The sequence below is a fragment of the Streptomyces uncialis genome (genome assembly GCF_036250755.1).
Classification (GTDB): Bacteria; Actinomycetota; Actinomycetes; order Streptomycetales; family Streptomycetaceae; genus Streptomyces; species Streptomyces uncialis.
This window is the reverse complement of sequence record NZ_CP109583.1, coordinates 8,396,033-8,422,911: the sequence shown is the minus strand read 5'-3', so window position 1 is coordinate 8,422,911 and position 26,879 is coordinate 8,396,033. Positions and strand designations below refer to the sequence as shown.

Genomic DNA, 26,879 nt, shown 5'->3' with positions numbered 1-26,879 from the left:
CGATCCGCCGTACAGGACCCGGCTAGCGTCGTGCGCCGAGCGCGGGGAGCACCGTTTCCGCCACTCGGTACGCCTCCTCCAGCAGGGGGTTGCCCGACAGGATGAACGTATCGACGCCGAGCGACCCGTACTCCGCGAGCCGTTCCACGACCTGTGCGGTGGAGCCGACGACCGCGGTACCGGGGCCCGGCCGGAACAGGCTCATGCCCGGCCAGATGTTGCGATGCTCCTCCAGGTCACGGGCGCGGGCCGGGACCCGGCCGCCGTGCCGGAACTGGCGCTGCCAGCCCACGCCGTCCTCGGTCGCCTTCACCCCGAGCTGCCGGGCGTAGGTGGCCTCGCTGGTGACCTCAAGGAGGCGGTCGGCGGCCGCCCATGCCTCGTCCTCGGTGTCCCGGACGATCAGATGGACACGCAGTCCGATCCGCAGGACGCGCCCGTGGGCGGCGGCCCTCTCGCGCACCCGGTCCAGCTTCTCCTTCAGCAGATGCGGCGGCTCGGCCCAGGTCAGATAGACGTCCACGTGCTCGGCCGCCATCTCGACACCGGCCGGGGACGAGCCGCCGAACCACAGCGGGATGTGCGGTTCCTGGACGGGGGTGAGTTCACGCAGCGACGCGCCCGCGTCCCGCAGGTCGTAGTAGCGGCCCCGGTGGTCGAACACCTCGCCCGCGGTCAGCCGTTTCACGATCGACCAGTACTCGGCGCTCAGCGCGTAGCGCTCGTCGTGCTCGACATGGAGGCCGTACTCCCGCAGGGACGCGGTGGAGCCGTTGACGACGTTGAACCGCAGCCGTCCGCCGAAGAGGTTGTCGAACGTGAGCGCCATCTTGGCCAGCAGGGTGGGGGCGATCAGTCCGGGGTGGACGGCCAGCAGCGGCTTGAAGCCGGGGCCGGTGGACGCGGCGAGCGCGCTGCCCAGCGGCCAGACGTCGTGCAGGTCGGTGGCCAGCAGCGCGCCGCTGTACCCGAGCCGCTCCACCGTCCCCGCGAGCTGCTGGAGATAGCGCAGGTCCACGGGGCGGCGGCCCTCGGGTTCCCACGGGTAGGGCCCTTCGCGGGGGATGACGTACCAGAGGAACTCGGAGGTCATCGGCCGGCCGCCGTACGCGCCACGGCGTGCGCGGTGGTGACCGGGCGGGGCAGGAAGCCCGCGCCGTGCAGGATGTCGGCGGCCTCCTGCTGCTCGGCGAGGAACACCTCGGTGACGGGTTCGATGTGCCAGGGCAGGGCACGCAGGGCGGTCTCCCAGTCACCGGTGTCGCCACCGAGGCCGTCGGCGGCGATCAGGGCGGCCTCGCGGGGGTGCGCGGCGGCCCAGTCGTCGGCCTGCTGGAGGGCGGTGACCAGGGCGGCGACGACCTCGGGGCGCCGCTCGGCGAAATCGCGGCGGGCGAAGAACACGGAGCGGTCCGTGATGACGTCGCCGGAGCGCAGCAGGACCCGGGCCGATCCGGTGCGCAGGGCGGCGGCGAGGTCGGCGCCCTGGGTGATCCAGCCGGTGATGGTGCCGTCGGCGAGGAGCCGTGCGCTGTCCGGCCCGGCGGGGGCGGGGGTGAGGTCGGTGGCGTAGGAGAGTCCGGCCGTGTGGAGTGCCTTGGCGAGCAGATGGGTCTGCCAGGAGCCGATGCCGAGGTGGACGGTGCCGCCCTTGAGTCCCGTGATGTCGTGGACCGGTCCGTCCGCGGCGACGAGCAGCGCGCCGTGGTCGGGGCGGGGCGCGGAGACGGCGGTGTAGACGATGTCGTGCCCGTCGGCCTGGGCGCTGAGGGGTGGGGTGGAGCCGGTGCCGCCGAAGTCGAACACCCCCTCGCTGAGCAGGGTGCCGGTGGTGACGCCGTTGGTGTAGTGGTGGAAGGCGACGGTCTCGCCGAGGGGTTCGAGGGCCCGCTGCGCGTGGTCGAGCCGGGAGAGGTAGGTCAGGGTCGGGTTGTTGGCGTGGACGCCGATGGTGACGGTCATGACAGGGTCGCTCCGGTGGGTTCGTGGGCTTCGGGTACGCGGGCTTCACGGTCGGGTTCATGAGCGTGCGGTGGTGACGGCGGCTTCGCGCGGACGTCGGGTCCGGCGCCCCGCTCGGCGTCCGGCTCGTGCTCGGTGTCGGGCTCGGCGTGTGTCAGGACGTGCCGCTCGGGTTGCTGGTGGACTCCGAGGTCGCCGAGGAGTCGTCGGCGCAGGGCCGCGAAGGCGGGGTGCGCGGGGTCGCGGGGGTGGGCGATGCCGACCGTCTCGTCGGTGACGAGATGTCCGTCGCGCAGCACCGCGACCCGGTCGGCGAGGCGGACGGCCTCGTCGACGTCATGGGTGACCAGCAGTACGGCGGGCCGGTGGCGGCGGCAGAGCTCCCCCACGAGGTCCTGCATCTTCAACCGGGTCAGCGCGTCGAGCGCGGCGAACGGTTCGTCGAGCAGCAGGAGTTCGGGGCGGCGTACCAGTGCCCGGGCGAGGGCGACCCGCTGGGCCTCGCCGCCGGACAGGGTGCCGGGCCAGGCGTCGGCGTGCGCGGCGAGGCCCACCTCGCGCAGGGCCCGCAGTCCGGTCTCGCGGGTCGCGGCGCCGCGCGGCATGGCGACGACGGTGTTGGCGAGGACCTTCTTGGAGGGGACGAGCCGGGGTTCCTGGAAGACGATGGTGCGGACCCCGGGCACCAGGACCGTGCCGCCGTCGGTGCGGTCGAGTGCGCCGAGGATGCGCAGCAGGGTGGTCTTGCCGCTGCCGCTGGCGCCGAGCAGGGCGACGAACTCCCCGCGGGCGATGGTCAGATCGAGTCCGTCGAGGACAGCGCGTCCGGCGAACACCCGGCGCAGGCCCCGTACATGGACGGCGGTGTCGTTCATCGGACCGCCCCCAGGGTGCGCCAGGGCATCAGCAGCCGCTCCAGCAGCCGGACGATGCCGTCGGCGGTGAGTCCGAGCAGGGCGTAGACGAGGATGCAGACCGCGAGGACGTCGGTGCGGGCGTACGCCTGGGCCTGCGACATCAGATAGCCGATGCCCGCGGTGGCGTTGATCTCCTCGGCGGCGACCAGCGCGATCACGCTGAGGGTCATGGACAGCCGCAGTCCCGACAGCAGTGAGGGCAGCGCGCTGGGCAGGACGACCTCACGGACGAGGGCGAGCCGTCCCATCCCGAAGGAACGCATCGCCTCCAGGAGCTTGCGGTCGGTGCCGCGTACGCCGCCCGCGGTGCTGACGTACATGGGGAACGTCGTCGCGAAGGCGATCAGCAGGATCTTGGCGGTCTCGGTGATCCCGAACCAGACCATGAACAGCGGGACGAGGGCGAGGAAGGGGATGGTGCGCATCGCCTGGAGGGAGGAGTCGAGGAGTTCGTCGCCGGACCGGCTGAAGCCGGTGGTGACCCCGAGGACGACGCCCGCGACGAGTCCCAGCAGCAGTCCGGTCCCGGAGCGGGTGAGTGAGGCGGCGAGGGCGTCGGGCAGTTCGCCGTTGCCCCACAGCTCCCCCACCGCGCGGACGACGGCGGGGGGTCCGGCGAGGATGTCGGGGGTGAGCAGTCCGGTGGCGGAGGCGGTCCACCAGGCACCGATCAGCAGCAGCGGGCCGAGGGCGCGCACGGTGAGGGAGACGGCCCGGGGCCGGTCGCGGGGCAGGTAGGGGCGGGGGGTGACGAGGTTCCCGGGCGGCCGGGTCGCGGTACTCATCCCAGGGCCTCGATGTCGAGGATGTGGGGCTTGATGTCGACGGGCTTCGTGAGGACCTTCTGGTCGAGGTAGAAACGGGCGACGGACTCGAAGCGCGCGATGTCGTCGGCGGTGATCGGTTCGACGGTGCCGCCCTCGCGCAGGATACGGAGCTGGAGTTCCCTGGCGGCGCCGGTGACGGCGGTCGGACCGCGGTCGGTGAAGACGTTGACGTACTTCTCCGGGTCGGCCCGCTGGGCGGCGCTGCCGGTGCGGAGGTAGTCGTACAGGGCCTTGACGACCTTCGGATGCCGCTCGGCGAAGCCGGTGCGCACGGCGTGGAAGCTGTAGTTGTCGGAGCCGACGGCGGCCCCGTCGGCGACGAAGCGGGAGTCGCCGCTGCCGAGTTCCGCGACGGAGTAGGCGGCCCAGGAGGCCCAGGCGTCCACCTGGCCGGTCTTGTAGACGGAGGCCGTCTGGTCGGGGCGCAGATAGACGCGTTCCACGTCATCTGCCGGTACGCCGTGCCGGGCGAGCGCCTTGAGGAGCAGGTACTCGCCGGTGCCGCCCTGGTTGACGGCGACCTTGCGTCCGGCGAGCTCCTTGACGGTGCTGATCCCGGAGTCCTCGCGGACCAGGATGCCCTCCCCCGCGCCGTCCGGTTCGATGGCGCTGAAGAGTTTGAACCCGGGCTTCTGGGTGAGGGCGGTGACCCCGGAGGTGATCGACCCGGTGGCGATGTCCAGCTGTCCGGCGTTGAGCGCCTGAGCGGCGGGGGCGAACGGCCCGCTGCTGCCGGTCCATTCGACACGGGCACCGGCGGCGTCGAGGGCCTTCGCGAGGCTGCCGTCCTTCTTCCCGAGGGCGAGGACACCCGAGTTCTTCGGGTCGGGGATGCGGACGACGACGGTGCCCTTGTCCCCCGCGCTGCCCTCCGCGGCCCCGCCGCAGGCGGTGACGGCGAACAGGGCGGCGGTGACGGCGAGGGCGGCGGCCGTGCGCACGGCCCGGCGGGTCAGGGTCGTCGGGGCGGTCAGCTGGTGAGCCATGGATGGTCCTCGGTGGTGGCGGGGCGGCGGACCCGGTCGGTCGCGCCGCGGAGCGGTTCGGGGGCGGCCCAGTCCCGTACGTCGACGGGTGCGGCGAGGAAGCCGTGGCCGCGCAGGGCGTGTTCCTGCCGGGCGAGCAGGTCGAGGCGTTCGTCGGAGAGGTCGATGCGCAGATCGCGATGGCCGCGGGCCCGGTAGGCACCGGCGACGCCGGTGGCGCCCGCGCCGGTCTCCCGGCTCAGTACCCGGGCGAGGTCGTCCGGGTGGCCGGCCGCCCAGTCGGCGGCCCGGACGAGGACGGCGAGGTAGCGGGCGACCAGGTCCGGCCGCTCGTCCAGCAGGCTCTCGCGGACGGTGATCGGGCGGGGGGTGCCGTTGTTGACCCTGGTGCGCCGGTCGGGGTGGTCGTCGAGTTCGACGGCGATCCGCGCGCCGTACCGGGCGGCGGCCTCGACGGCGGTGGCGCCCTTCGCGTAGACGGCGTCGACGGTCCCGGCGCGCAGGGCGGCGAGTTCGGCGGACCACTGTGCGGCGTGGGCGTCGGCGGGTACGTCGACGGGGACGGTGTCCGCGAGGGTGAGCCCGGCGGTGGACAGCGCGCCCTCGAAGCCGCGCAGGGCCATGGCCCGCCAGAAGTCGATGGGCAGCGGATGCCGGGGGACGGCGAGCCGGCTGCCCTTGAGGTCCGCCGCCTCATGGATGCCGGAGTCGGCCGCGACGAGGACGACCTGGCGTTCCTCGATCCAGGTGAGACCGATCAGCCGGGTGGGTTCGCCACGTGAACGGGCCCACAGGGCCGGGACGTTGCCACCCTCGCGGAAGAGTCCTTCGAGCGCGTGGGTGTAGTGGTGGTCGCGGGCGGTGGCGGCGGGCGCGTCCTGGAGGGAGCGGACGGAGATCCCGTCGGGGGTGAACTCGTCGGCCAGCCAGCCGAGATCGGCGGCGATGCCGGTCGCGGTGGGCACGGGGCATCGGGTGAACCACAGGGTGGCGGGCGGCGTGGATCGCGTCATGGGCCCTTCTTGGCCAGGGGTGCGGATGGTGACCGCGGCACGGAACAGCGCGGCACAGGACGGTGGACGGGCGTACGCCGAAGCGCGCCGGGGCGTACGGAAGGTGGTGCGGGAGGTCCGGCGGACGCGGTGGGGTGCGGGACGACCGGTGCGGGGCGGTGGGTGCACGGGTCCGGCGCCGACCGGGACATGGCGGGTGCCGACAGGGGGCCGGTCGGAGCAGGCAGGACGCCGGTCGGGTGCCGCTCAGGTCCCGACAGGGCGTGCCGGAGCGGCACGTGTCAGTGGGACGTGGCCCGGCCGTACGCGAGCCCCCGCGCGAGGGACTTCACACGGTGGAGCGGGCGGGGCGGGGCGGGTGCGGCGCGGGGCCGGTGTCCGGGTCAGCGACAGCCGGAGCTGGCGACCCGGACCAGGTCTATGTGGCGGCGGCTGCTGAGAGCAGGCGTCACCGAGGGCACCAGGGCGGTGAAGGTCCGGCGGACGGTCACGGCGGCGCTCCTCTCGACAGGTCGGCGGGGTCGGTGCGCCGACTCTGCCACGGCGCTTGCCCCACGGACAAGTCGCTTCCCACATCGTGGGACACCTGGTCCATGAACGGGCCGATGCGAAGCCCCACCGCTCCCCCGCATCTCCATCAAGTAGCAGGGCAAGGCGAGTTGACCGGGCACACACCCCCGGGGGAAGCTGCCACATCATGGGAAGCTCTTCCGATGACGCCTCGACTCCCCCACGCCCGGCGCGAGGCCCCGGGGCCGCACCGCCGTCGGCGACCGGCCGTCCGGCCGTACCCGCCGCCCCCTCGGGATCGCAGGCCGTGAGCCGGGCGCTCGGCGTGCTGCACTGTTTCCGCGACAGCGGCTCCCCGTTGAGCGCCTCGGACATCGCACGCCGCACCTCACTGTCCGTCTCGACCGCCCACCGGCTGGCCCGGACCCTTGTCGCGGCCGGGTTCCTCGAACAGGACGCGCACACCGCCCGCTACCGGCTGGGCCCGGCCGTCACCGAACTCGGTCAGCTCTCGTACCACCAGCGCGGGCTGCATCTCACCGCGCCCGAACTCGCCGACCTCGCGACACGTACCGGGGCCACCGCCGACCTGGCCCTGCGGGACGGCGTCCACGCGCTGATCCTCGTCGGCGGTTCGGTACGCCACGACACCGGTGCCGGACTGCGCAGACCGCTGCACTCCACCGCGCTCGGCAAGGTCCTGCTCGCCTGGCCGGGCGACGATCCGGACCCCGTCGGCGTGCTCCCCGGGCTGGCCGCCTTCACGGACCGCACCATCGTCGACGCGGACGCGCTGCGCGCCGAACTCGACCGGGTGCGCGAGCGGGGCCACGCCGTCAACGACGGCGAGTCCGCGACCGGTGTCCGCACCCTCGCCGTCCCGGTGTTCGACCACACCGAACGCGCCCGGTTCGCGCTGGCGTTGCGCGCGACCCCGGCCGTGCTCACCGACGACCGGCTGGCCTGGTTCACCGACCAGGCCCGGGCCTGTGCCGCCGCGCTGGAGGTACTGCTGCTGCCCCCGGCCGAACGCCGCACCACGATCGGTCCGTGACCGGCCCGATTCCTCTACGACCCGCGCATGACACCAGGGTGGGGATCGTACGGAAGGGCCATGGGGGCACCTTCCGACTGGAGGACGGGGGCACTCAGGATCGTGCGTCGACGGGCTTCCTGGCAGGTGCCGTGGGACGCCGCGGCCGACCCGCGCGCGTTGCCGGACACGGCCGCGAACGACGACGACGCGTCCCGCTCCCGGCCACCTGTCCTCGCCGTCGCCGGGAGCGGGACGCCACGATGATCGCCGAGCGTCTCGCCGAGAAGTTGAACGGACGGCGCAACGCTGGTTAGGCTCACCTGAGTTGCCTCCGACCGGGGCAGATCCGACGGAGGGGGCGGGATGGCGCGAGCGCGATGCCGCCGCGGACACGCGGCGCGGGTCCGGGTGTGAACGTACGGAAGGAAGCCGCGTCCGACGGCGGCGGCATACCGAGCGGCGGGCCACGGACCACGCCACGGGCCGCCGGTGAGGCCACCGTTCCGGCGCGGACGGCCGTTCGCCGCCGGGCCGCGGCGGTCCGCTGGTACGGGCTCGTCCTCGCGGCGCTGGCCCTCGCCCTGGTGTGTGCCCTCAGCCTCGCGGTCGGTGCGCGGAGCATCCCGCTCGCCACCGTGTGGGAGGTTCTCACCCAGGGCCGTGGCGGCGAGGAGGCGTTCGTCGTACGCCGGTTGCGGGTGCCGCGTACCGTGATCGGGCTGCTGGCCGGTGCCGCGCTGGGGCTCGCCGGAGCGCTGATGCAGGGACTGACCCGCAATCCGCTGGCCGATCCGGGCCTGCTCGGGGTGAACAACGGGGCATCGGCCGCCGTGGTCGTCGCGATCGCGTTCCTCGGCGTCGGCTCGCCCCTCGGCTACGTCTGGTTCGCCTTCCTGGGGGCGGCCCTCGCGTACGCGGTGGTGTACCTGCTCGGCTCGTCGGGCCGCTCGGCCGGCCCGGACCGGATGGTCCTCGCCGGAGCGGCGATCAACGCCACACTGATCGCGTTCGTCTCCGCCGTGGTCCTCCACGACATCCGCGCCTTCGACGCGTTCCGGTTCTGGGCGGTGGGATCGCTCGCCGGACGGGACATGGAAGTGGTGCGGCAGGTGGGCCCGCTGATCCTCGCCGGTGTGGTGACCGCGCTGTGCCTGGCCCGTCCGCTCAACGCGCTGGCGCTCGGCGAGGAGACCGGCCGCGCGCTCGGCGCGCACACCGAACGGACCCGGCTGGCGGGCGCGGTGGCGGTCGCCCTCCTGTGCGGGGGCGCCACCGCGGCGGCCGGGCCGATCGCGTTCATCGGGCTGGCGGTCCCCCATCTCGTACGGATGGTGACCGGCCCCGACCAGCGCTGGGTGATGGCCTACTCCCTGCTGCTCGCGCCCGTGCTGCTCCTCGGTGCCGATGTCGTCGGCAGGTTCCTCGCCGCACCGGGTGAGCTGGAGACGGGTATCGTCACCGCGTTCCTGGGCGCGCCGCTGTTCATCGCGCTCAGCCGCCGGCGCCGGATCGCGGCCCTGTGAGCGCCGTACGGGGCCGGTCCGGTGTCCGGCCGGTGACGGGGAGGGTGCTGCGGACCCGTTCGGGGTCGCTGTCCCTGCGGCTGCACGCGCGTTCGCTGGCCGTCGGGACGCTGCTGGCGCTGGTGACCTGCGTGCTCGGGCTGTTCTGTCTGACCACCGGCAGCTACTCGGCGTCGTCCCGCGACGTGGTCGCGACCCTGTTCGGCGGCGGCCCCGCGGGCCTCGGGTTCATCGTCAACGAACTGCGGCTGCCCCGGCTGCTGGTGGCCATGATGGTGGGGACGGCGCTGGGGCTCGGCGGGGCGATGTTCCAGAGCATCTCGCGCAACCCGCTGGGCAGCCCCGACGTGGTCGGCTTCACGACCGGGTCGGCGACGGGCGCCCTGGTGGTGATCCTGCTGCTCGGCGGTGGTCTGCACGGTGTCGCCGCGGGCTCGGTCGTCGGCGGGCTGCTGACCGCGGGGCTGGTCTACGGGCTGGCGTTCCGCCGGGGTGTGCAGGGCTTCCGGCTCATCCTGACCGGGATCGGCACCACCGCGATGCTGGCCGCGTTCAACTCGTATCTGCTGACCCGCGCCACCCTCAACGACGCGCAGACCGCGCAGCTCTGGCTGACCGGCAGTCTGAACGGCCGCCGCTGGGACCATGTGGTGCCGCTGGCGCTGGCGTTGCTGCTGCTGGTGCCCGTCGCGCTGTCCCTCGGCCGCCGGATGTCCCTGCTGGAGATGGGGGACGACACCGCGCGGGCGCGTGGGGTGCCCGCCGAACCGACCCGGCTGGCGCTGCTGGTGACCAGTGTCGCGCTGACGGCGGTCGCGACCGCCGCCGCCGGGCCGATCGCCTTCGTGGCGCTCGCCGCCCCGCAGCTCGCCCGCAGGCTGACCGGGTCGCCGGGGGCCGGACTGGTGCCCGCCGCGCTGATGGGCGCGCTGCTGCTGACCGCCGCCGATCTGGCCACCCAGCGGGCGCTGGCCCCGACGCAGCTCCCGGTGGGTATCGGCACCGCGGCCCTGGGCGGGCTGTACCTGGCCTGGCTGCTGGGCCGGGAATGGCGGCGCCGATGACACGCGCCGCTCGACCAGGACCGGACCGGGCGCCAGGTCCGGCTGCGCCGGGGAACCACGGAGAGGGAACGACATGAGCGACTCCGCGCGCGGTGTCCGGCTGCGCGGCGAGGGGCTCACCCTCGCCTACGACGAGCGGGTGGTGACCGACGCACTGGACATCGCCGTGCCCGACGGCTCCTTCACGGTGATCGTGGGCCCCAACGGATGCGGCAAGTCCACACTGCTGAAGGCCCTGTCCCGGATGATCAAGCCACGGGCCGGAACGGTCCTGCTGGATTCCGCGCCGATCGGCTCGTACTCGACGAAGGAGGCCGCGCGGCTGCTCGGGCTGCTGCCCCAGACGTCCACGGCGCCCGGGGGCATCACCGTCGGCGATCTGGTCGCCCGGGGCCGGTTCCCGCATCAGCGGCTGCTGCGGCAGTGGTCACCCGCCGACGAGGAGGCGGTGGTCGAGGCGATGGAGATGACCCATGTCCTGGACCTGGCCGACCGGTTCGTCGAGGAGCTCTCCGGCGGACAGCGCCAGCGGGTCTGGCTCGCGATGGTGCTCGCCCAGCAGACCGGCATCCTGCTGCTCGACGAGCCGACCACGTTCCTCGACCTGGCGCACCAGGTGGAGGTCCTCGACCTCTGCTGGGACCTGCACCACCGGCGGGGGCACACCCTGGTCCTCGTGCTGCACGACCTCAACCAGGCGTTCCGGTACGCCACGCATCTGATCGTGATGAAGGACGGCCGGATCGAGGCCCAGGGCGATCCGATGGAGATCGTCACCCCGGAACTGGTACGGGACGTCTTCGGACTCGACTGCCGGATCATCCCCGACCCGGAGGTCGGCACCCCGCTGGTGGTCCCCGCGGCCCGCCCCGACGACCCGCGCCGTATCACCGCGCGAACGCTCCACGCCAAGCCGGTACGCCGGGGCGACTGAGCCCCGCGTCCCGAAAGCGCCGCCCCGCAGGCACGGGGGCGGCGCGGAAACCCACGGGAGAACGCCCGCCCGAGGCCACCCAGGGGCGCGGGTGACCGCGCACCCGGTGCGTCCCCGCACGAACGAGTACGCCCACGGTGACGACCCCAGGGACCGCGAGGAGCCCCGCGTCCAAGGGGGGCCCGGACCGCCCCTAGCCCAGCGCCTCGCGCAGCAGCGGCTCCAGCCCCTTCACCGCGTACGGGATGCTGAGGACGGAGGCGCTGGAGAGGGCCAGGCCGACGGACGGGTCGGCGGGGAAGACCAGCCGCCCTTCGCGGGCCGCCTTCATCTCGGCGACCTGCGGGTACTGCTTCAGGGTCGCCGCCAGCGGGAGTTGCTGCTGGCTGAGCAGGATCACCACGTCGGCGTCCGCGTCGCCGGTGTTCTCTGCGGACAGTTCGACGAAGTACTTGTCGTCGCCCAGCTCCGTCACGTAAGGGGACGGCTTCAGGCCCAGTGCGGTGACGATCTGCATCCGGGTGTCGCCCGTGGTGTAGACGCCGGCCTTGCCGCCGAAGGCGAGGAGGATGGAGACGGTCTTCCCGGCGAAGCCGGGGTTGCGGTCGGCGGCGGCCTTGAGCAGCGACTCGGTGCCCGCCACCAGTTCGTCGCCCTTCGCCTCGCGTCCCACCGCGCGGGCGATGAGCCTGGTGGACTCACGCCACGGGACGCTGTTCGCCGCGGCGCCGCCGGGCAGGCCCACGGTGGGGGCGATGTCGGTGAGGGTGCGGTACTCCGTCTCGTCGCCGCCCGACTGGACGTTGACGATCAGATCGGGGTCGAGGGAGGCCACCTGCTCGAAGTCGAAGGGCGGCTTGAGGAAGGACGGGGTCCGGCCGCCGAGCGAGGGCTCCGCCCAGCTGCCCACGCCGCGCTTCATCGTGGGGATGAACTGCCACAGGCCGACCGGGACGACACCGAGCGCGAGGAGCACGTCGTGGTCGGTGCGCCCGAGGGAGAGCACCCGCTCGGGCCGCTCGGTGATCCGTACCTCGCCGAACTTGTCCTCGACGGTGAGGGGGAACGCGCCGCCGCCGGAGCGGGACGGCCCGGCCGGGGCGGGCTCGTCGTCGCCGCATCCGGCGAGGACGAGGGACGAGCCGAGCGCGGCACCCGCGGAGAGCAGCCGACGGCGGCGCAACGGTATCCGGTGCGGCGGCCGTTCGCGGTCGATCGTGGTGGTCATGATGTGCCCCGTCCGTCGGTGGTGGAGTGACCGGACGGCGCGGCGCCCGGCAGCGGCCCGTACCGCTGTGCGCGTACCGGGCAGGGACCGCGGTCCGCCGAACGGACGACCGTGCGGCCGGGCCCCCGCCGGTACGTGCGGGCCCACAGGGATCGCACCTTAGTCAGGCAAGGCTTACCTTGGCAAAGGCAATCCGCCGGTCGGCGGGCGGAGTTGGCCCGTCGGCGGACGTGGAGACGGTCCTGGGCAAGCCGGTTCGGGCGTCCCGTGGCGCAAGCCGCTCAGCGGAAGTCCTGGGCATGGTCGAGGACCCATCGGCGGAAGGTGCGGGCGGGCCGGCCGGTGACCCGCACCGGCCCTGACGGCTCCCGGGCCCCGCGTGACCGGGTGAGCCGGGGCCCGAGAGGGCCGGTGGGAGCGCGGGGACCAGGACGACCGGAGCGGTCAGGGGATCAGGACCACCTTGTCGGCCTCGCCGGAGTCGAAGAGACGGAAACCCCGGGGCGCCTCGGCGAGCGACAGCCGGTGCGAGATGACGAAGGTCGGGTCCAGCCGGCCGCCGCGGATGAGCCGCATCAGGGTGTCCCGTTCGGCGATCGGGTCCCCGACGGCGAACCGCAGGGTGAGTTCCTTGGCGAACGCCGTCCTGGTCGGCAGGGGCATCGCGTCGGAGGCGTGTGCGCCGACCGCGCAGACGGTGCCCCGGGGGCGGACGAGGTCGAGCGCGGTCAGCAGCGCGGTGTCCGTACCGACGGCCTCCAGGACGGCGTCGGGACCCTGGCCCTCGGTGAGGTCCGCGATCAGCCCGCGCAGGTCGTCACCGGGGGCGAAGGTGTCCGCGCCGCGTCCGGCGGCGATCTTGCGGCGGCGCTCCAGCGGGTCGACGGCGAGGACCCGGCCCGCGCCGAGTATCCAGGCGGCCTCCAGCGCCATCAGGCCCACCGGTCCGCAGCCGACCACGGCGACGGTGTCCCCGGGGCGCACCCCGGCCCCTACGGCACAGGCGTAACCGGTGGCGAGGACGTCCCCGATCAGCAGGGCCCGTTCGTCCCCCACGTCGTCGGGGATGGGGTGGAGCACGGTGTCGGCGAAGGGGACCCGCACGTATTCGGCGTGTCCTCCGGGGACCGCGTGGTCGCCGACGACGGTGTCGTAGCCGAACAGCGCGACCTGGGGGCACTGGTAGTGGTGGCCGAGTCCGCAGGCGCGGCAGCGTCCGCAGGCGATGACGTCCGAGGCGACGACCCGGTCGCCGGGCCGCAGCCCGTGGGCCTCGGGTCCGACGGCCTCGACCACTCCGGTGAACTCGTGTCCCGTGACGGTGCCCGGGGTGAAGGTGTCCATCTCACCTCGGTAGGGGTGCAGATCGGTGCCGCAGATCGCGCTGCGGACGACCCGGACCACCGCGTCGCGCGGGTGCTCCACGCGGGGTGCGGGGACATCGTCGTCGATCGCCACCCGGTACGCCCCGTGCCAGCGCAGCGCTCTCATATGTCCTCCTGGCGGGGGCCGAGGGGCGGGGTGTCCCGCCAGAACAGCAGCCGGACGTCCTTCGGCTCCAGCGACACCTCTTGCGTGGTACCGGTCCCGCCGGTGGGCGGTGCGGGGCGGCGCAGGGTGGTGCGGACCGGTTCGGGCGCGTGGTTGACGACCACGGCGCAGCGTTCGTCGCCGTGTCCGAGGACGGTGGTCTCCACGCACGGGTCGTCGGCGGTGAGGGGTGCCACCACCGCGGCGGCGCGCGCGATCTCGGCGTAGAGCTGGTGCCACGGTGCCGTGTCGAGCCGGTGGGGCGCGTTGAGCTGGGCCTCCAGCGGGGCGTTGAGGTAGTAGGCGGTGCCCCGGCCGAGGCGGTGGCGGGTCAGGGCGGGTGAGCCGTCGGCGAAGGTGGCCAGCACATCGGCGCCCGCCGCGTCGAGGACGGGGACCGGTCCGGGTTCCCAGTGCAGCGGAAGGCTGACACCGGCCCAGGTGAGTTCGGCGTGGGACGCGGTGTCCAGGGTGAAGTCCCGGACGCGGACCCCGAAGAGTTCCTCGTCCCCGGCGGCGTCGAGCACGCTCCCGGTGGTGTAGAGGAGGGTTCCGCCGGAGCGGACGTACCGTTCGAGCCGCTGCCGGTCGGCGAGCGTCAGCCGGCGGACCGAGGGGCAGATCAGCAGGGTGTGTCCGTCGGGTTCGGGGCCGCCTGCGCCGAGGAACTCGTGCGGGAGGTGGGCCTGTTGCAGCAGCAGATGGGCGTAGAACGCGGCGGGCGCGTCGCTGCCGGCCGGGGTCAGATAGCCCGCGTCGCCGCGTGGGGTGTGCTCGGGGAGCAGGACGCCGACGGGGGCGGGCAGGGGACGGAATCCGGCGAGTTCGCCGCGGACCCGGCGGGCGAAGGCCCGGTACTCGGTGAGCGCCGGTTTCTCCCGGCCGTCGGCGGTGAGCAGCCCGACCCGGCGCTCTCCCGGCCGCAGGGCGTACGGTTTGGCCTCGGTGGTGAAGTCCTGCCAGCACCAGACGGCGGTGCCGACGGCCCCGGCCGCGAACGCGCTGTGCGCGGCGGCCCGCAGATACCGGGCGCCGGTGGCCTCGTCGCAGCCGTAGCTGCCCAGTTCGTCCACGAGGACGGGCCGGTGGGCGGTGCCGCGCCGCACCAGGTAGGGAACGAACGCGCTGGCCTTGCGGGCGTCGTTGGACTCGATGTGGAAGGGGGTCCACAGCGGGAAGCCGTGCAGTCCCACCAGGTCGAGGGGGTCCGCGTGCTCGGGGCGGAAGGCGTGCGCGCCGATCACCGCGGAGGGTTCGTTGGCCTGGAGGACGAGTGCGCCGGGGTGGGCGTCGCGGATCTCCGTCGCGAGCCCGGCCCACCAGGCGCGGGCCTCGCCCGGGTCGTAGGAGGCGGCGGAGGCCGGGTCGACATGGATGATCTCGTCGCCGAGGTCGTACGCCAGGATGTTCGGCGCGTCCCGCAGCGCGGTGGCGGCGTGCCGGACGAACGCGCGCTGTCGCTCGGCCACTTCGGGGTCGCGCCACAGGTCGCGGCCGTCGAGCCAGGGCGGGTCGAAGCGCTGGCCGTTCATCCAGACGGTGAGCAGCGAGGGCAGACAGAGCAGGCCGTGCCGGTCGGCGGTGCGGACCAGTTCCCGCAGCCGGTCGGTCATCAGCGGGTCGTGGCCGCCCTCCTTGGGTTCGAAGTCGGCCCAGAAGACGAAGAACCGTACGGTGTCGATGCCGAGTTCGGCCATCCGGCGGAAGTCGGCGTCGACGCGGGCGCCGTCCCAGTCCCGCCAGTAGCCGCAACCGGTGGGTGAGGGATGGTAGTTGACGCCGATGCTGAAGAAGGGGCGGCCGTCGCGGTGCGGGACGCCGTCGACGAGGGTGACCTGGGTGTTCACTCGGCCGGACGCCATGCGGCGCTCACCGCCTCGGCGACCCGCCTGACCTGCGGGCTGCCCATCCCGGCGTGCATGGGCAGGGAGAGTTGCCGTTCCATGATGTCCTCGGTGACGGGCAGACTGCCGGGCCCCACGTCGTAGCGTTCGCGGTAGGCGGTGAAGAGGTGGGTCGGGGGGTAGTGGACGGCGGTCTGCACGCCCGAGGCGCGGAGTTGTTCGCGCAGCGCCTCGCGGTCGATGCCGGGGGGCAGCACCACGGGGAACAGATGGTGGGCGCTGTCCTCGACCGGCCGGTCGGCGTACGGCACGACGAGGCCGGGGAGCCCGGAGAGCCGTTCGCGGTACTCGCGGACGGCGGCGCGGCGGTGGGCCTGGGCGGCGGGGAACGCGTCGAGCTGGACGCGGCCGATGGCGCAGGCGATTTCGCCCGGGCGGTAGTTGAGTCCGAAGCCGTCGACGTCGTACAGGGCGGGTCCGCCGTGGTGGCGGCGGTGGGCGCTGACGGTCAGGGCGTGGGAGCGCAGCCGCCGGACGGTCGCGCGCAGGGCGGGGTCCCGGGCGACGACCATGCCGCCTTCGCCCATGGCGAGGTTCTTGGTGGCGAAGAAGCTGTAGCAGCCGATGTCGCCGACGGTCCCGAGCATGCCCTGGGCGGTGGCGGTGGCGGGGGCGTGGGCGGCGTCCTCGATCAGGGCGAGGCCGTGGGCGCGGCACAGGGCGCCGAGGGCGGTGAGGTCGGCGGCGTGTCCCGCGTAGTGGACCGCGACGACGGCCCGGGTGCGGGGGGTGATCCTGCGGGCCACGTCGGCGGGGTCGATGCCGAGGTCGTGCGGGCCGTGGACCTCGGCGAAGACGGGGGTGGCGCCGGTCAGCGCGACGACGGCGGCCGTGGAGACGAAGGTGAGCGAGGGCATCACCACCTCGTCGCCGGGGCCGAGTCCGAGGGCGAGGACCGCGAGGTGCAGGGCGGCGGTGCCGCTGCTGACCGCGACGGCGTCCTCGACGCCGAGGGCGGCGGCGTACTTCCCCTCGAAGTCCTCGGTGACGGGACCTGAGGAGAGCCAGCCGGAGCGCAGGACCTCGGTGGCCGCCTCGATCTCGGCGTCCCCGAACACGGGCTGGTACAGCGGGATGTCGAAGCCGGTCATACGCCGTGCACCTCCGGTCGGGACGCGGCCGGGCGGGCCGCGGTGTGGCGTTCGGCGGCCGGGGCGCCGCCCAGGTAGCGGGTGCGGTCGCCGCGCAGCGCCTCGGAGGCGAGGGCGAGCTGTTCGGGGGTGCCGATGTCGCGCCATTCGCCGTCGTGGACATAGCCCTCGACGCGTTCGCCCTTGCCGCGGGCGTGTTCGAGGAGGGCGGGCATGTCGTACGGGCCGTGCGGGAGGTAGTCGAGGAGGGCGGGTTCCAGGACGTAGACGCCGCCGCTGACGAGATAGCTCAGCCGGGGCTTCTCCTGGAAGTCGGTGACGCGTTGCTCGTCATCGATCTCGACGACGCCGTGGGCGATGTCGGTGGCCTGGCGGCTGAGTGCGATGGTCGCGATGGCCTGCGACTTCTTGTGCCGGGTCCACAGGTCGGCGAAGTCGATGTCGGTGAGCAGGTCGGCGTTCATCACCAGGGTGGAGTCCTCGAACGGCGGCAGCAGGGCGAGGGGGCCCGCCGTGCCGAGGGGTTCGTCCTCGTGCCGGAAGTCGAGTTCCAGGCCGGACCAGTGGTTGCCGCCGAAGGCGGCCCTGATGGTGTCGGCGCGGTAGCGGAGCGACAGGGTCACATGGGTGAAGCCGGCGCTCCTCAGCTGCGCCAGGATGATGTGGAGGATGGGTGTGCCGTCCACCGGCATAAGGGGTTTGGGGACGGTGAGGGTGGCGGGCCGTAGCCGGCGGCCCTCGCCGCCGGCCAGTACCACTGCTCTCATCGGAGCCTCTCCGTCTTGCGGCGGGTGGCGATCAGGGTGCGGTAGACGGTGTCGACGCGGTCGGCGATCGCGTCCCATCCGAGTTCGCGGCGCACCCGGTCCTGGGCGTGGCGTCCCATGGCGTGCCGTTCGGCGGGGTGGGCGAGGAGCCGTCCCACGGCTTCGGCGACGGGCCGGGGGGCGGGGTCGACGAGCAGTCCGTCGCGGCCGTGGTGGACGACCTCGCCGCTGCCGAGGAAGCGGGAGGCGACGACGGGTTTGCCGCAGGCCCACGCCTCCACGTAGACGAGCGGGAAGATGTCGACGGTCGACGGGACGCATACCAGGTCGCAGGCGGCGAGCGCGCTGTGCTTGGTGTCCTCGTCGACCATCCCGAGTTCCACGATCCGCGGGTCGGCGTGGCGGGCGAAGAGGGCGGCGCAGTCGTTGTCCCAGCGGGGGCCGAGGAACACGAAGCGGGTGTCCGGGTGCTGCGCCCAGATGCGGCGGGTCGCCTCCAGCAGGGTGACGTAGCCCTTGGAGCGCATCTTCCGGCCGAGGAACAGCACCATCGGTCCGTCGATACCGTGTGCGGCGCGGAATCCGTCCGGGTCGGCGGTGCCCGGGAGATGGGGTCCCTGGCCGACGATGTGCAGGGCGGACGCGGCGACCCCGGCGCCGTGCAGCATGTCGCGTTCGGCGGTGGACAGGGCGAACACGGCGTCGGCGGCGCGGCAGCCGTCCAGGACGGTCTCCCGGTCGGGCCATACCTCGGGGGCGGACGCGGGGGTGACGGCGAACGGCACTCCCCAGGCGCGGGCGAGGTCCAGTCCGGCGGCGATGTCCCTCGGGTGGAAGGCGTCCACGGCGTGGACGACGTCCGGGGGCACGGCCGCGTCGGGGGTGGCGGGCAGGGGTTCCACCCGTACGCCCGTCTCCTTCATGAAGCGGGCGGTGTCCTCGCCGACGGCGCCGGTCCAGATCCCGGTGTCCCAGCCGCGCCCGCCCATGGACGCGGCGAGGTGCTGGGTCATCAGTTCGGCGCCCGCGCGTCCGGGGAAGTAGCCGCGGTGGACGTACCGTACGCGCACCCGGCTCACGCTCCCGTTCCGCGCGCGGCGAGGTCCTCCGCGTACCAGGCGTGGGTGCGGCGCAGCCCTTCGCGCAGGTCCACGGCCGGCCGGTGCCCGGTGAGTTCCCGCAGCCGGGTCAGATCGGGCAGCCGCCGCTGGGGGGACAGCGGGGGCGCGGACCGGATGTCGAGTTCCGGATGGCGTCCGACGGTGTCGAAGGTGTGGCGGGCGAGGTCCTCGATGACGACCTCCTCCTCGTCGTTGCCGACGTTGACGAGCAGGGTCTCCTTGGTGGGCAGCGCGGTCAGCGCGACGATCGCCTCGACCGCGTCGGTCACGTAGCAGAACGCCCGGGTCTGGTCGGCGCCGTGGATCTCGAACGGGTCGGCGCCGCTGAGGAGCCGTTCGATGAACTGCGGGATCACATGGTCGTAGCCCATCCGGGGCCCGTACACATTGTGGAAGCGGACCATCCGCAGGGCGAAGCCGTGGGTGCGGGCGTACGTCCGGCAGAGCACTTCGCCGGTGATCTTGCTGAAGCCGTACGAGGAGCGGGACACCGTGGGGTCCGGCATCAGCAGCGGTACGTCCTCGGTGGTGGGCACGGGCGCGGCCCCGGCCTCCACGCTCCCGGCGTACGCCTCGCTGGAGGAGGCGAAGCAGAGGGTGGCCCCGCTCAGTCCGGCGAACCAGTCGAGGAGGTGGATGGTGGTGAGCAGATTGGTGCGCAGCACCCGGCGGGGGTCGTCGTTGGAGTGGACGACGCCCACGACCGCGGCCAGGTGGTAGACCTCGGAGTAGTCGTCGGCGAGGAGTCCGGGCGGTACGGGTGTCGTCAGGTCGTGCTCGACGAGGGTGACCCGGCCGAGCAGTTCGGACAGCTGGGCGTCGGAGCGGCCCCGGCTGAAGTCGTCGAGGAGGGTGACGTCGCAGCTGTCGGCGAGCCTGCGGGCCAGATGCAGTCCGATGAAGCCCGCGCCGCCGGTGATCAGGATCTTCTTACGCACGACCGAGCCTCATCGCCTTCGTCGAGGACGGGAGGACCCGCCAGGTGTCGTAGACCACCGCGGGCGCCGCCATCCGGGCGACGAGGCCGTCGGCGTCGAGGTCGCCGTACCGGACGTGGTCGTTGAGGAGGATCACCGCGTGGGAGCCGGTGAACCCCTCCGTGATGCCGGTGACCTTCACACCGAGGGCTTCGATGCGCTCGGGGGGCACCACGAAGTCATGGCCGACGATCTCCCCGACCCGGCCCCTCAGATACTCCAGCAGCGGCTCGTACGGGGCGCCCCGCAGGTCGTCGGTCTCGGGGCGGCCCTTGTAGGCGAACCCGGAGAGCAGCACCCTGGCGGTGGCCGGGTCCTGGCCCTGGTCGCGCAGTGCGGCGAGGACACGTTCCCCGACGAGACGCGGCATGGACTCGTTGAGGGTGCGGGCCGCGGTCACCAGGTCGGGGGTGTGATCGTGCCCGGCGACCGAGTAGCGCAGCAGATAGGGGTCCTTGGTGAGGCAGCTGCCGCCGACGAAGCCGGGCTTGTGGATGGTGGGCCTCGGATAGTCCTGGTTGGCGGAGCCGATGACCTCCATCGCGTCGAGGCCCAGCTTCTCGGCGATCAGGGCGACCTCGTTGCCGAAGCCGTAGATGAGGTCGGTGTGGCAGTTGCAGACCAGCTTGATCAGTTCGGCGGTCTCCAGCGACGAGACCTGCACGACCTCGTCGGTGAGGGTGCCGAAGAGGTCCGCCGCGCGCTTGGTGGCCTCGTCGGTCAGTCCGCCGACGATCTGCGGCAGCGACAGGATCTCCGCGAGTGCCTGGCCCTGGATGGTGCGTTCCGGGCAGAAGGCGAGCAGCGGTTCGGGGGTGCGGCGGCCGAGGATGGGCAGCACCAGACCGCGTGAGGTGCCGACCGGTACGGTGCTGCGCACGATGACCACGGTGGTGTCGTCGATGCCGTCCGCGATCGACTCGGTGGCCGACCGCAGATGGCTGAGATCGGGTGTGGTGCCGCCCGTCTCGATGGGGGTGCCGACACAGATGATGACGACGGGCGGCAGGGCCGCCCCGTCGATGTCGGAGGTGACGGCGAAGGTCCCCGCGCCGACCCCTTCCGCGACGGCCTCGGCGACCCCGGGCTCCGCGAGCCGGAGTTCGCCCCGGGCGAGTTCGCCCGCCACGGCCGGATTCCGCTCGTAGCCGAGTACACGCCTGCCGGTGGTCAGCAGGGCGGCGGCGAGTGTGACGCCGACGTAGCCCAGCCCGACGACGCAGATGTCGAAGTCCTCGTACGACCTGCGCGATTGCATGGATCATCTCCCTGGGTACGGCTCGGTCATGGTCGGGTGCGGCGACGCCGTGCGTTCACGGTCCGCCCGGCGCGGGCACCGACGGCTTCTCCAGGGTCTGGAGGCCGCCGTCCACCAGATGCCAGAAGAGGCTCTCCCCCAGTTCGGCCGAGGCGCCGGTGGTGGAGGACAGGACCCCCTGGTGCGAGATCGCCGCCTCGTCCACGGGGTGCCGGTACACCCCCGCCGCGGGCGGACTGGGGTTGACGGGACGTTCCGGGCGGACCACGTCCGGCCGCAGGTACATCATCAGACTGGTCTCGGTGACCCCGGCGTGTTCCGCGTGCCACCCCGGGAACGCGGGGAGGTGCTCACCGAGCCAGCCGTCGGTCACCAGGCTCCACCAGCTGAACGCGACCACCTCGGTCGCGGGGAACAGGGTGCCCGGCGCACAGCCGTCGAGCGCCTCGAACAGCAGGCCCTCGTTCTCGTAGTGCCCGTTGACGACGACGAGCCGCGCGGGCCGCAGCCGGGCGAGGGAACGCAGCGCGTCGGTCAGGTAGTCGATGAACGCGGCGCCGCCGATATGGACGGTGCCCGGGAAGTGCAGTCCGCCGCCGCTGTGCGGCAGCGACCGGGCGGACAGCGGCTGACCGGGCAGCGCGAGTCCGCCGGTCTCCGCCGCCAGCTGCCGTGCCAGCGCGTCGGGGATGTCCATGTCGACCGACAGCGGAAGGTGCGGTCCGTGCTGCTCCAGACCGCCCACCGGCCAGACGAGGGTGGCGCCGCGGACCCGGTCGGGCACCTCGGGGCTGGTCAGATCACCGTACCGGGGTACGTTCGTCGCGCGTTGCCGCATCGCTCTCCTCTCCTGTCCTGGTGACGCTGCGCCCCACCACGTCCGCGACCGTGCCGCCGCGGGCGGCCAGCCAGCGGTCGAAGCCCTCGCGGATCTCAAGGAACGTGGTGTGCATCCGGGTATGCAGCGCCGTGTACACCTGGACGGCGTCGGCGCCCACGCTGAGGTACTCCGCCACATCGGCGGCGTCCCGTACCCCGCCGCTGCCGAGCACCGGGACACGGAGTCCGGCGCGGCGCAGTGCGTAGATCTCGGCGAGGACCAGCGGTTTGATCCCCGGCCCCGAGTAGCCGAACGCCCCGCCGAGGGTCACTTCCCCGGTGTCCGCGTCGACGGCGAGCCCGGCGATGGTGTCGCTGAGGGTGATGGCGTCCGCGCCGGCGGCCAGGGCGGCGTCGATGCGTTCCCGGGAGTGTTCCCCGATGGCCAGCTTGACGCTGATGGGTACGGGGGTGACCCGGCGCACCGCACGGGTGTACGCGGCGACGCGCTCGGGGGTGTCGTGCAGTCCGTCGGCTTCGTTGAGGCAGGAGATGCCGAGTTCCAGGGCGGGGCTGCCCGCGTCGGTCACCCGTGCGGCGAGGGCCGCGAGTTCTTCGGGTGAGTCGGCGTGCACGGAGGCGATGACGGGGAGCGCGTCGTCCGCGAATCTGCGGAGCATCGCGCACCATTCGTCGATCCCGCGCCGGGAGTAGGTGGTGCTGTTGAGCATCCCGGTGGGCAGCCGCAGCAGTCGTTCCTGCCCGGACGGTCCGGGGCTCGGGTGGATGGTCTTGGTGACGACGGCGCCCGCGCCGGCGTCGAGCAGCCTGCGGATGTTGCGCTCCTGGTCGGTGAGCAGACCCGAGCCGACGACGACGGGCGAGGAGAGCCGCAGCCCGAGGACACGCACCGCGGCCGGTCCGTCCGGGGCGGCACTCACTTGGTCATCACGACCTCACGTCCCAGTTTGTCGATCAGCCGGAGCAGCTCCACCGGGTCGCGGTGGGCGACGGCCAGGTCGAGGACGGTGACGTCGGCGACCGACGGCAGCCCGCGCAGCAGATGGCTGGCGTTCGCGGCGAGCGGCGCGGGGGTCACCACGACGATGGGCTTGCCCAGCGCGGAGGCCCAGCCGAGTTCGACATGGGTGCCGTCGGTGCGCATGAGGTCCCCGTCGCCGTCGACCGGCAGCACGGGCACGAACACATCGCAGCGGCGCATCCAGCCGAGGTCGCGCACACTGACCTGGTCCGGGGTGAACAGGGGGGTGTCCTCGCCGAACTTCTCCGCGACATGGGCGGAGAACACGGTGGCGCCCACCGCGGTGACCCTGCCGATGATGCCGCTGATGGCGTCCTGCAACGGGGTGTGGAACCCGTCGTCGCGGATGGCGTGCTGGATGGGGCCGCCGACGAAGACCTTGACCCCGGTCAGGTCGATGCCGTCCGTCTCGTCGACGCCGACCCGTGTGGTGTCACTCATGACGTCTCCTGCTCTGATTGGCTAAGCGCGAAGTGGTGGACCTTGAGCTGGGTGTACTCGTTGAGGCCCCAGCGGCCGTACTCGACGCCGATCCCCGAGTGCCGGTGACCGCCGAAGGGCACGTCGTGGCGCAGCGCGCCGTGGGTGTTGACCCACACGGTTCCGCTGTGGGCCCGGGAGGCCAGGGCCTTCGCCTCGGTCTCGTCGCCCCACAGGGAGAACCCCAGTCCGTAGGGGGAGGCGTTGGCGCGGTGGAGTGCCTCGTCCAGGTCGTCGTAGGGGAGGACCGGGACGACCGGGCCGAACTGCTCCTCCTCCTCCAGGCGGGTGCCGGGCGGGAGGCCGGTGACGACGGTGGGCGGGTAGAACCATCCCGGCCGGTCGGGGACCCGGCCGCCGGCGAGGACCCGGCCGCCGGAGCGCACCGCGTCGTCGACGAGCGCGGCCACCCGGTCGCGCTCGTCACGGCTGACGAGCGGACCGTACTCGGTGGCCGGGTCGAGTCCGTCGCCGAGCACCGCGGAGCGGGCGAGTCCGGCCATGGCCTCGGCGAGCGCGAGATGCGTGTCCCGGGGGGCGTAGACGCGTTTGACGGCGGCGCAGTACTGGCCGGTGTTCGCCATGGACCGCTGGAACAGCTCCCGGGCGGTGGCGACGGGGTCGGCCCCCGGCAGCACCACGGCCGGGTCGTTGCCGCCGAGTTCGAGCACGATCCGTTTGAGGTCGGTCGCCGCCTGCCGGGCGATGGCGCGGCCGGTGCCGACCGAACCGGTGAAGGACACCAGCCGCACGGTGTCGTGGACGGTGAGCCGGGCCCCGAGTTCCGCCGCGCCGTTGACGACCTGGAGGACACCGGGCGGCAGCACCCCGGCCAGCACCTCCCCCATCCGCAGACTGGACAGCGGGGTGACGGGCGACGGTTTGAGGACCACGGTGTTCCCGGCCAGCAGGGCGGGCGCGATCTTGCACACGGCCAGCAGGATCGGGAAGTTGGAGGGCGCGATCGCGGCGACGACACCGTGCGGCACCCGTTCCAGGGTGACGCGGGCGGCCCGGTCGTCGACCAGGTTCCTGGGGGTCAGTTCCAGTCGCGCGGTCTGCGCGAACCAGTCGGCGGCGAGCTCGACCTCGGCACGGGCGTGCCGCAGGGGTTTGCCCTGCTCCCTGGTGAGGAGATCGGCGACGGGTTCCACGGCGGCCCGCAACGCGCGATGACAGGCGAGCAGCCGTTCCTTGCGCAGTTCCGCGGGCGCCGCCGCCCAGCCGGGAAAGGCGCGGTCCGCGTCGGCCAGGACGATGTCGAGTTCCCCGGCCGTGCAGACCGGGGCATGCGCGAAGACCTCGCCGAGCGCGGGGTTCTCCACGGGCGCCGTACCCGGGGGCGGGGGACCGCCCGGCGCCGGGGCCACGGTGGTCGCGGACGGTCCGGCCGCGTGGGCGCACATCAGCCGTTCTCCGTCCGTGCGAGCGGGCCGGCGGTACCGGGCCCGGGATACGGGGGGTTGTCTGGTGGGGTCGAGGGGGACATCTGCTCCCGCCTGATCGGGGTGACATAGAGCGACGTAGGACGACATGGGCAGCGTGAAACGGCGTGGTGCGGCGAAGCGGGCACTGCGGGGGTACGGGCCGCCGGCACACCGGCCACGCCGACCCGTCGAGGACGGGATCCGGGGCGGTGCGCCGGGAACGCGGCACGGGGCCGACCCGGGGAACACCTCGACCGGTGGAACGACTTCGGGCGTGCGGCCGGACTTCGCAGCGGGAACAGGAGTGGAACGATTCCGGTGGGTACCGTCCGGCGTCGCGCTGCCGGATCACCCTCCCGGGACCGTCGCCCCTGTGCCGTTGCGCCCGCCCGGTCCGGCGGCCCGTCGAACAGTCTGACCGCTGGGCGGGACGACGGGCACCCCCACTTCCGACCATGGCCATCCGGCTACACCGACAGCGCGACCAAGCGTGTCTGCTGCTCGCGGCCACGGCCGGGCATCCTCACTCACGAGGGCGCGTCCACGGAGACACGGGCCGTGGGCGCGCCCCACCCATGCCGTGACGCGGGCGGGTTGACGGGTGCGGTGGACGGAGCGCTGGACAGCGGATCCTGGTTCGGTGAGCCGGTATGCCGTCGGGCCGTCGGGCCGGAACCGGTACGCGCCCGGTCGTAGCCGTGCCGCACCGTCCGCCGTACGGCCCTCTCGTCACGGGACCCGCCCGCGCCCGGCGTCACCGTAGGCGCGGCACGTAGGCGCGGCACGTAGGCGTGTCCCCTTGGATGACGTCCGCTCCTGGAACACCGGTGTGCCGCAAGGCGGTTGCGGCGGCGCGATCAGCCCGTGAGGGATCTCAGGAGAGGCTCAGGCACCCGGACCGGCCGCGCCGGCCGGGGCTCGCCGCGCTCGCGGCCCGCCGCACGGGACGGCCTCGCGTACGGCGTCACGCGTGCCGCCCGAGCCGCTTGGCGGCTCCCCCGCCGGCCATGCCACCCGGACACCACCCGTCGGCCTCCGCTCACGGGGACACCCGCACACGCTTTCGCACGGCCCGACGGGCCATCTTCGTCGTGGTGAGCGGTAGTTCCGGCCAGCCGCTGCGAAACGCCACGCGCCTCAGGGGAATTCGGCGCTCGGAGGCTGCTGGAGATGGTGACGGTGTGCGGGCCCGGGTGCTCCGTGCGGGCACCGCTTCCAACGTAGCGATCGGGCGCCCGGCCGTCACCGGCTCGTACGGGCCTGCCCCTCCGGCTACACCGACCGTGCGCCCGGCAGGCGCTTGCCCGCCGGCCCGGCGGGGACGAGCATGGACGTGCGAGGACTTCCCGGGCTTCCCGAACCGCTTCGACGCGCCGCGGCGGCAGACCGCTTCGACGGACCGACCGCTTCGATGTGCTGTGGCGACGGGCTCCGGGCCGGGTGTTCCCGCGGCGGGAGCCGTGCGGCACGGGAGCCTTCCGCGGCACGGGAGTTGACCGCGCGGCGGGTACATCATGCGGGCGGTGCGGGAGGAGTTCCGCTGCCACCCGGGACGTCCGCCCAGGTTCGGGGTACCGGGCGTCGCGGGCGGGCTTCCGGGCCGGGTGTCGCGGGCCGGGCGGCGGCGGGCGTGTCGGCACGCCCGCGCCGGGCGGCCTCAGTAGCTGATGAGACCTGTCTGGAGCGCGGTGACCACGGCGGCCGTCCGGTTGGGGGCGCCGAGCTTGAGGAGCAGACTGGCCACGATCCGCTTGACGCCGTGGCTGGAGATGCCCAGACGACGGGCTATCTGCTTGTTGCTGAGACCTTGGGCGAGCAAGCGCACCACTTCGTCCTCGCGGCCGGTGAGGCTCACCTCACGCCGCCAGCGCGACGGTCCGGGCTCAGCGACGCGCTGGAGGAGCGCCCTGGTGAAGGAGGTGGGCATGGGCACCTCGCCGGCCATCGTGCGCTGGAGGGCGTCCTCGACGGCGGAGGCGGTCAGTTCGCCCTCGACCAGGAAGCCGTCCGGGACGGACGGACCGGACAGCAGGTCCTCGCGCACCTGGGCGTCGCTCAGCAGCAGCAGTACTTTCGGGCGCCGGCGCCGGCAGTCGACGGGCACCCCCCTGCCGGGGCCGTAGTCGGCCTCGTGCAGGAAGAGGATGTCGACAGGGGTCGTGTCTAACGTGCTCTCCACCTCGCTCCAGTCACCGCAGTTCCTGACCTCTCTGACGATGGGGGTCGTCGACAACACGGCCCGCAGGCCGAGTCGCAGCACACCATCACGGACGAAGGTGGTCACGACGAGCTGCCCTCCCGGGGCGGGGGTGTCGCACAGCACCTGACTCACCCGTACTCCTCCTCACTGGTACTACATATGTCAAAGACATATGCCGTTCTCGCGGGGCCGCACTGCCGCCGGACCGGGTGGCGTTTCAGGCGTGTCCGCCGTCCCCGTTCACCTTGTTGCCGAACATGCGC

General features: G+C 73.2%; 24 protein-coding genes. 4 read left to right on the top strand and 20 right to left on the bottom strand.

All coding sequences use genetic code 11. The features are described from left to right. Nucleotides 1-22: 22 nt before the first annotated feature. The 7 genes from OG711_RS35365 to OG711_RS35335 form a co-directional block, all read right to left on the bottom strand. Complete coding sequence (locus tag OG711_RS35365; protein WP_266511942.1) at nt 23-1,093, bottom strand: LLM class flavin-dependent oxidoreductase; 1,071 nt, start codon at nt 1,091-1,093, stop codon at nt 23-25. Then, nucleotides 1,090-1,962: an ABC transporter substrate-binding protein gene (locus OG711_RS35360; RefSeq protein ID WP_073788889.1), complete on the bottom strand. Its 873-nt coding sequence runs from the start codon at nt 1,960-1,962 to the stop codon at nt 1,090-1,092. Before OG711_RS35360 ends, OG711_RS35365 begins: the two co-directional genes overlap by 4 nt. Further along, the gene (locus OG711_RS35355) at nt 1,959-2,837 is read right to left on the bottom strand and encodes an ABC transporter ATP-binding protein (protein WP_329562753.1); all 879 of its coding nucleotides are present in this window, start codon (nt 2,835-2,837) and stop codon (nt 1,959-1,961) included. The genes OG711_RS35360 and OG711_RS35355 overlap by 4 nt, the downstream gene beginning before the upstream one ends. Further along, nucleotides 2,834-3,664: an ABC transporter permease gene (locus OG711_RS35350; RefSeq protein ID WP_073788891.1), complete on the bottom strand. Its 831-nt coding sequence runs from the start codon at nt 3,662-3,664 to the stop codon at nt 2,834-2,836. Before OG711_RS35350 ends, OG711_RS35355 begins: the two co-directional genes overlap by 4 nt. Then, on the bottom strand, nt 3,661-4,692 hold the full coding sequence (locus OG711_RS35345; protein WP_329562751.1) for an ABC transporter substrate-binding protein: 1,032 nt from the start codon (nt 4,690-4,692) through the stop codon (nt 3,661-3,663). The genes OG711_RS35350 and OG711_RS35345 overlap by 4 nt, the downstream gene beginning before the upstream one ends. Further along, a complete protein-coding gene (locus tag OG711_RS35340; protein WP_266511953.1) occupies nt 4,677-5,705 on the bottom strand; it encodes an ABC transporter substrate-binding protein in 1,029 nt (342 codons plus the stop codon). The genes OG711_RS35345 and OG711_RS35340 overlap by 16 nt, the downstream gene beginning before the upstream one ends. A 383-nt stretch (nt 5,706-6,088) precedes the next feature. Continuing rightward, a complete protein-coding gene (locus OG711_RS35335; protein ID WP_323181455.1) occupies nt 6,089-6,196 on the bottom strand; it encodes a putative leader peptide in 108 nt (35 codons plus the stop codon). Nucleotides 6,197-6,522: 326 nt separating this feature from the next. Here OG711_RS35335 and OG711_RS35330 point away from each other — a divergent pair, with 326 nt between their 5' ends. From OG711_RS35330 to OG711_RS35315, 4 genes are all read left to right on the top strand, one after another. Then, the gene (locus OG711_RS35330) at nt 6,523-7,269 is read left to right on the top strand and encodes an IclR family transcriptional regulator (protein ID WP_329562747.1); all 747 of its coding nucleotides are present in this window, start codon (nt 6,523-6,525) and stop codon (nt 7,267-7,269) included. Between the two features lie 392 nt (nt 7,270-7,661). Beyond that, nucleotides 7,662-8,774: a FecCD family ABC transporter permease gene (locus OG711_RS35325; RefSeq protein WP_329562745.1), complete on the top strand. Its 1,113-nt coding sequence runs from the start codon at nt 7,662-7,664 to the stop codon at nt 8,772-8,774. Next, nucleotides 8,771-9,838 (top strand): FecCD family ABC transporter permease, encoded by a 1,068-nt coding sequence (locus tag OG711_RS35320; protein WP_329562743.1) that lies wholly within the window; start codon nt 8,771-8,773, stop codon nt 9,836-9,838. Before OG711_RS35325 ends, OG711_RS35320 begins: the two co-directional genes overlap by 4 nt. 73 nt (nt 9,839-9,911) lie before the next feature. Then, nucleotides 9,912-10,772, top strand: a complete 861-nt coding sequence (locus tag OG711_RS35315) for an ABC transporter ATP-binding protein (protein WP_073788901.1) — start codon at nt 9,912-9,914, stop codon at nt 10,770-10,772. 193 nt (nt 10,773-10,965) lie between these two features. Here OG711_RS35315 and OG711_RS35310 read toward each other — a convergent pair whose 3' ends face one another. From OG711_RS35310 to OG711_RS35250, 13 genes are all read right to left on the bottom strand, one after another. Then, a complete protein-coding gene (locus tag OG711_RS35310; RefSeq protein WP_329562740.1) occupies nt 10,966-12,000 on the bottom strand; it encodes an ABC transporter substrate-binding protein in 1,035 nt (344 codons plus the stop codon). Between the two features lie 444 nt (nt 12,001-12,444). Beyond that, nucleotides 12,445-13,491, bottom strand: coding sequence for an alcohol dehydrogenase family protein (locus tag OG711_RS35305; protein ID WP_329562738.1), 1,047 nt, complete (start codon nt 13,489-13,491; stop codon nt 12,445-12,447). Beyond that, on the bottom strand, nt 13,488-15,392 hold the full coding sequence (locus tag OG711_RS35300; protein WP_266511984.1) for a beta-galactosidase trimerization domain-containing protein: 1,905 nt from the start codon (nt 15,390-15,392) through the stop codon (nt 13,488-13,490). The genes OG711_RS35305 and OG711_RS35300 overlap by 4 nt, the downstream gene beginning before the upstream one ends. Then, entirely contained in the window at nt 15,374-16,525 is a 1,152-nt protein-coding gene (locus OG711_RS35295) for a DegT/DnrJ/EryC1/StrS family aminotransferase (RefSeq protein ID WP_329562736.1), read from the bottom strand. Before OG711_RS35295 ends, OG711_RS35300 begins: the two co-directional genes overlap by 19 nt. Further along, nucleotides 16,522-17,292 carry a nucleotidyltransferase family protein gene (locus tag OG711_RS35290; RefSeq protein WP_329562734.1) on the bottom strand — a complete coding sequence of 257 codons (771 nt, stop codon included), beginning with the start codon at nt 17,290-17,292 and terminating at the stop codon, nt 16,522-16,524. The genes OG711_RS35295 and OG711_RS35290 overlap by 4 nt, the downstream gene beginning before the upstream one ends. Further along, on the bottom strand, nt 17,289-18,371 hold the full coding sequence (locus tag OG711_RS35285; RefSeq protein WP_329562732.1) for a glycosyltransferase family 4 protein: 1,083 nt from the start codon (nt 18,369-18,371) through the stop codon (nt 17,289-17,291). The genes OG711_RS35290 and OG711_RS35285 overlap by 4 nt, the downstream gene beginning before the upstream one ends. After that, nucleotides 18,368-19,351, bottom strand: coding sequence for an NAD-dependent epimerase/dehydratase family protein (locus OG711_RS35280; RefSeq protein ID WP_073788913.1), 984 nt, complete (start codon nt 19,349-19,351; stop codon nt 18,368-18,370). The genes OG711_RS35285 and OG711_RS35280 overlap by 4 nt, the downstream gene beginning before the upstream one ends. Beyond that, a complete protein-coding gene (locus OG711_RS35275; protein ID WP_073788915.1) occupies nt 19,344-20,648 on the bottom strand; it encodes a nucleotide sugar dehydrogenase in 1,305 nt (434 codons plus the stop codon). The genes OG711_RS35280 and OG711_RS35275 overlap by 8 nt, the downstream gene beginning before the upstream one ends. A gap of 55 nt (nt 20,649-20,703) precedes the next feature. Continuing rightward, on the bottom strand, nt 20,704-21,486 hold the full coding sequence (locus OG711_RS35270) for a creatininase family protein (RefSeq protein WP_073788917.1): 783 nt from the start codon (nt 21,484-21,486) through the stop codon (nt 20,704-20,706). After that, the gene (locus tag OG711_RS35265) at nt 21,449-22,408 is read right to left on the bottom strand and encodes a tRNA-dihydrouridine synthase (protein ID WP_073788919.1); all 960 of its coding nucleotides are present in this window, start codon (nt 22,406-22,408) and stop codon (nt 21,449-21,451) included. The genes OG711_RS35270 and OG711_RS35265 overlap by 38 nt, the downstream gene beginning before the upstream one ends. Beyond that, complete coding sequence (locus OG711_RS35260) at nt 22,405-22,950, bottom strand: nucleoside 2-deoxyribosyltransferase (protein WP_073788921.1); 546 nt, start codon at nt 22,948-22,950, stop codon at nt 22,405-22,407. Before OG711_RS35260 ends, OG711_RS35265 begins: the two co-directional genes overlap by 4 nt. Next, nucleotides 22,947-24,395, bottom strand: coding sequence for an aldehyde dehydrogenase family protein (locus tag OG711_RS35255; RefSeq protein ID WP_329562726.1), 1,449 nt, complete (start codon nt 24,393-24,395; stop codon nt 22,947-22,949). The genes OG711_RS35260 and OG711_RS35255 overlap by 4 nt, the downstream gene beginning before the upstream one ends. 1,678 nt (nt 24,396-26,073) lie before the next feature. Continuing rightward, nucleotides 26,074-26,748 carry a helix-turn-helix transcriptional regulator gene (locus OG711_RS35250; protein WP_073788923.1) on the bottom strand — a complete coding sequence of 225 codons (675 nt, stop codon included), beginning with the start codon at nt 26,746-26,748 and terminating at the stop codon, nt 26,074-26,076. Between the last annotated feature and the right edge of the window lie 131 nt (nt 26,749-26,879).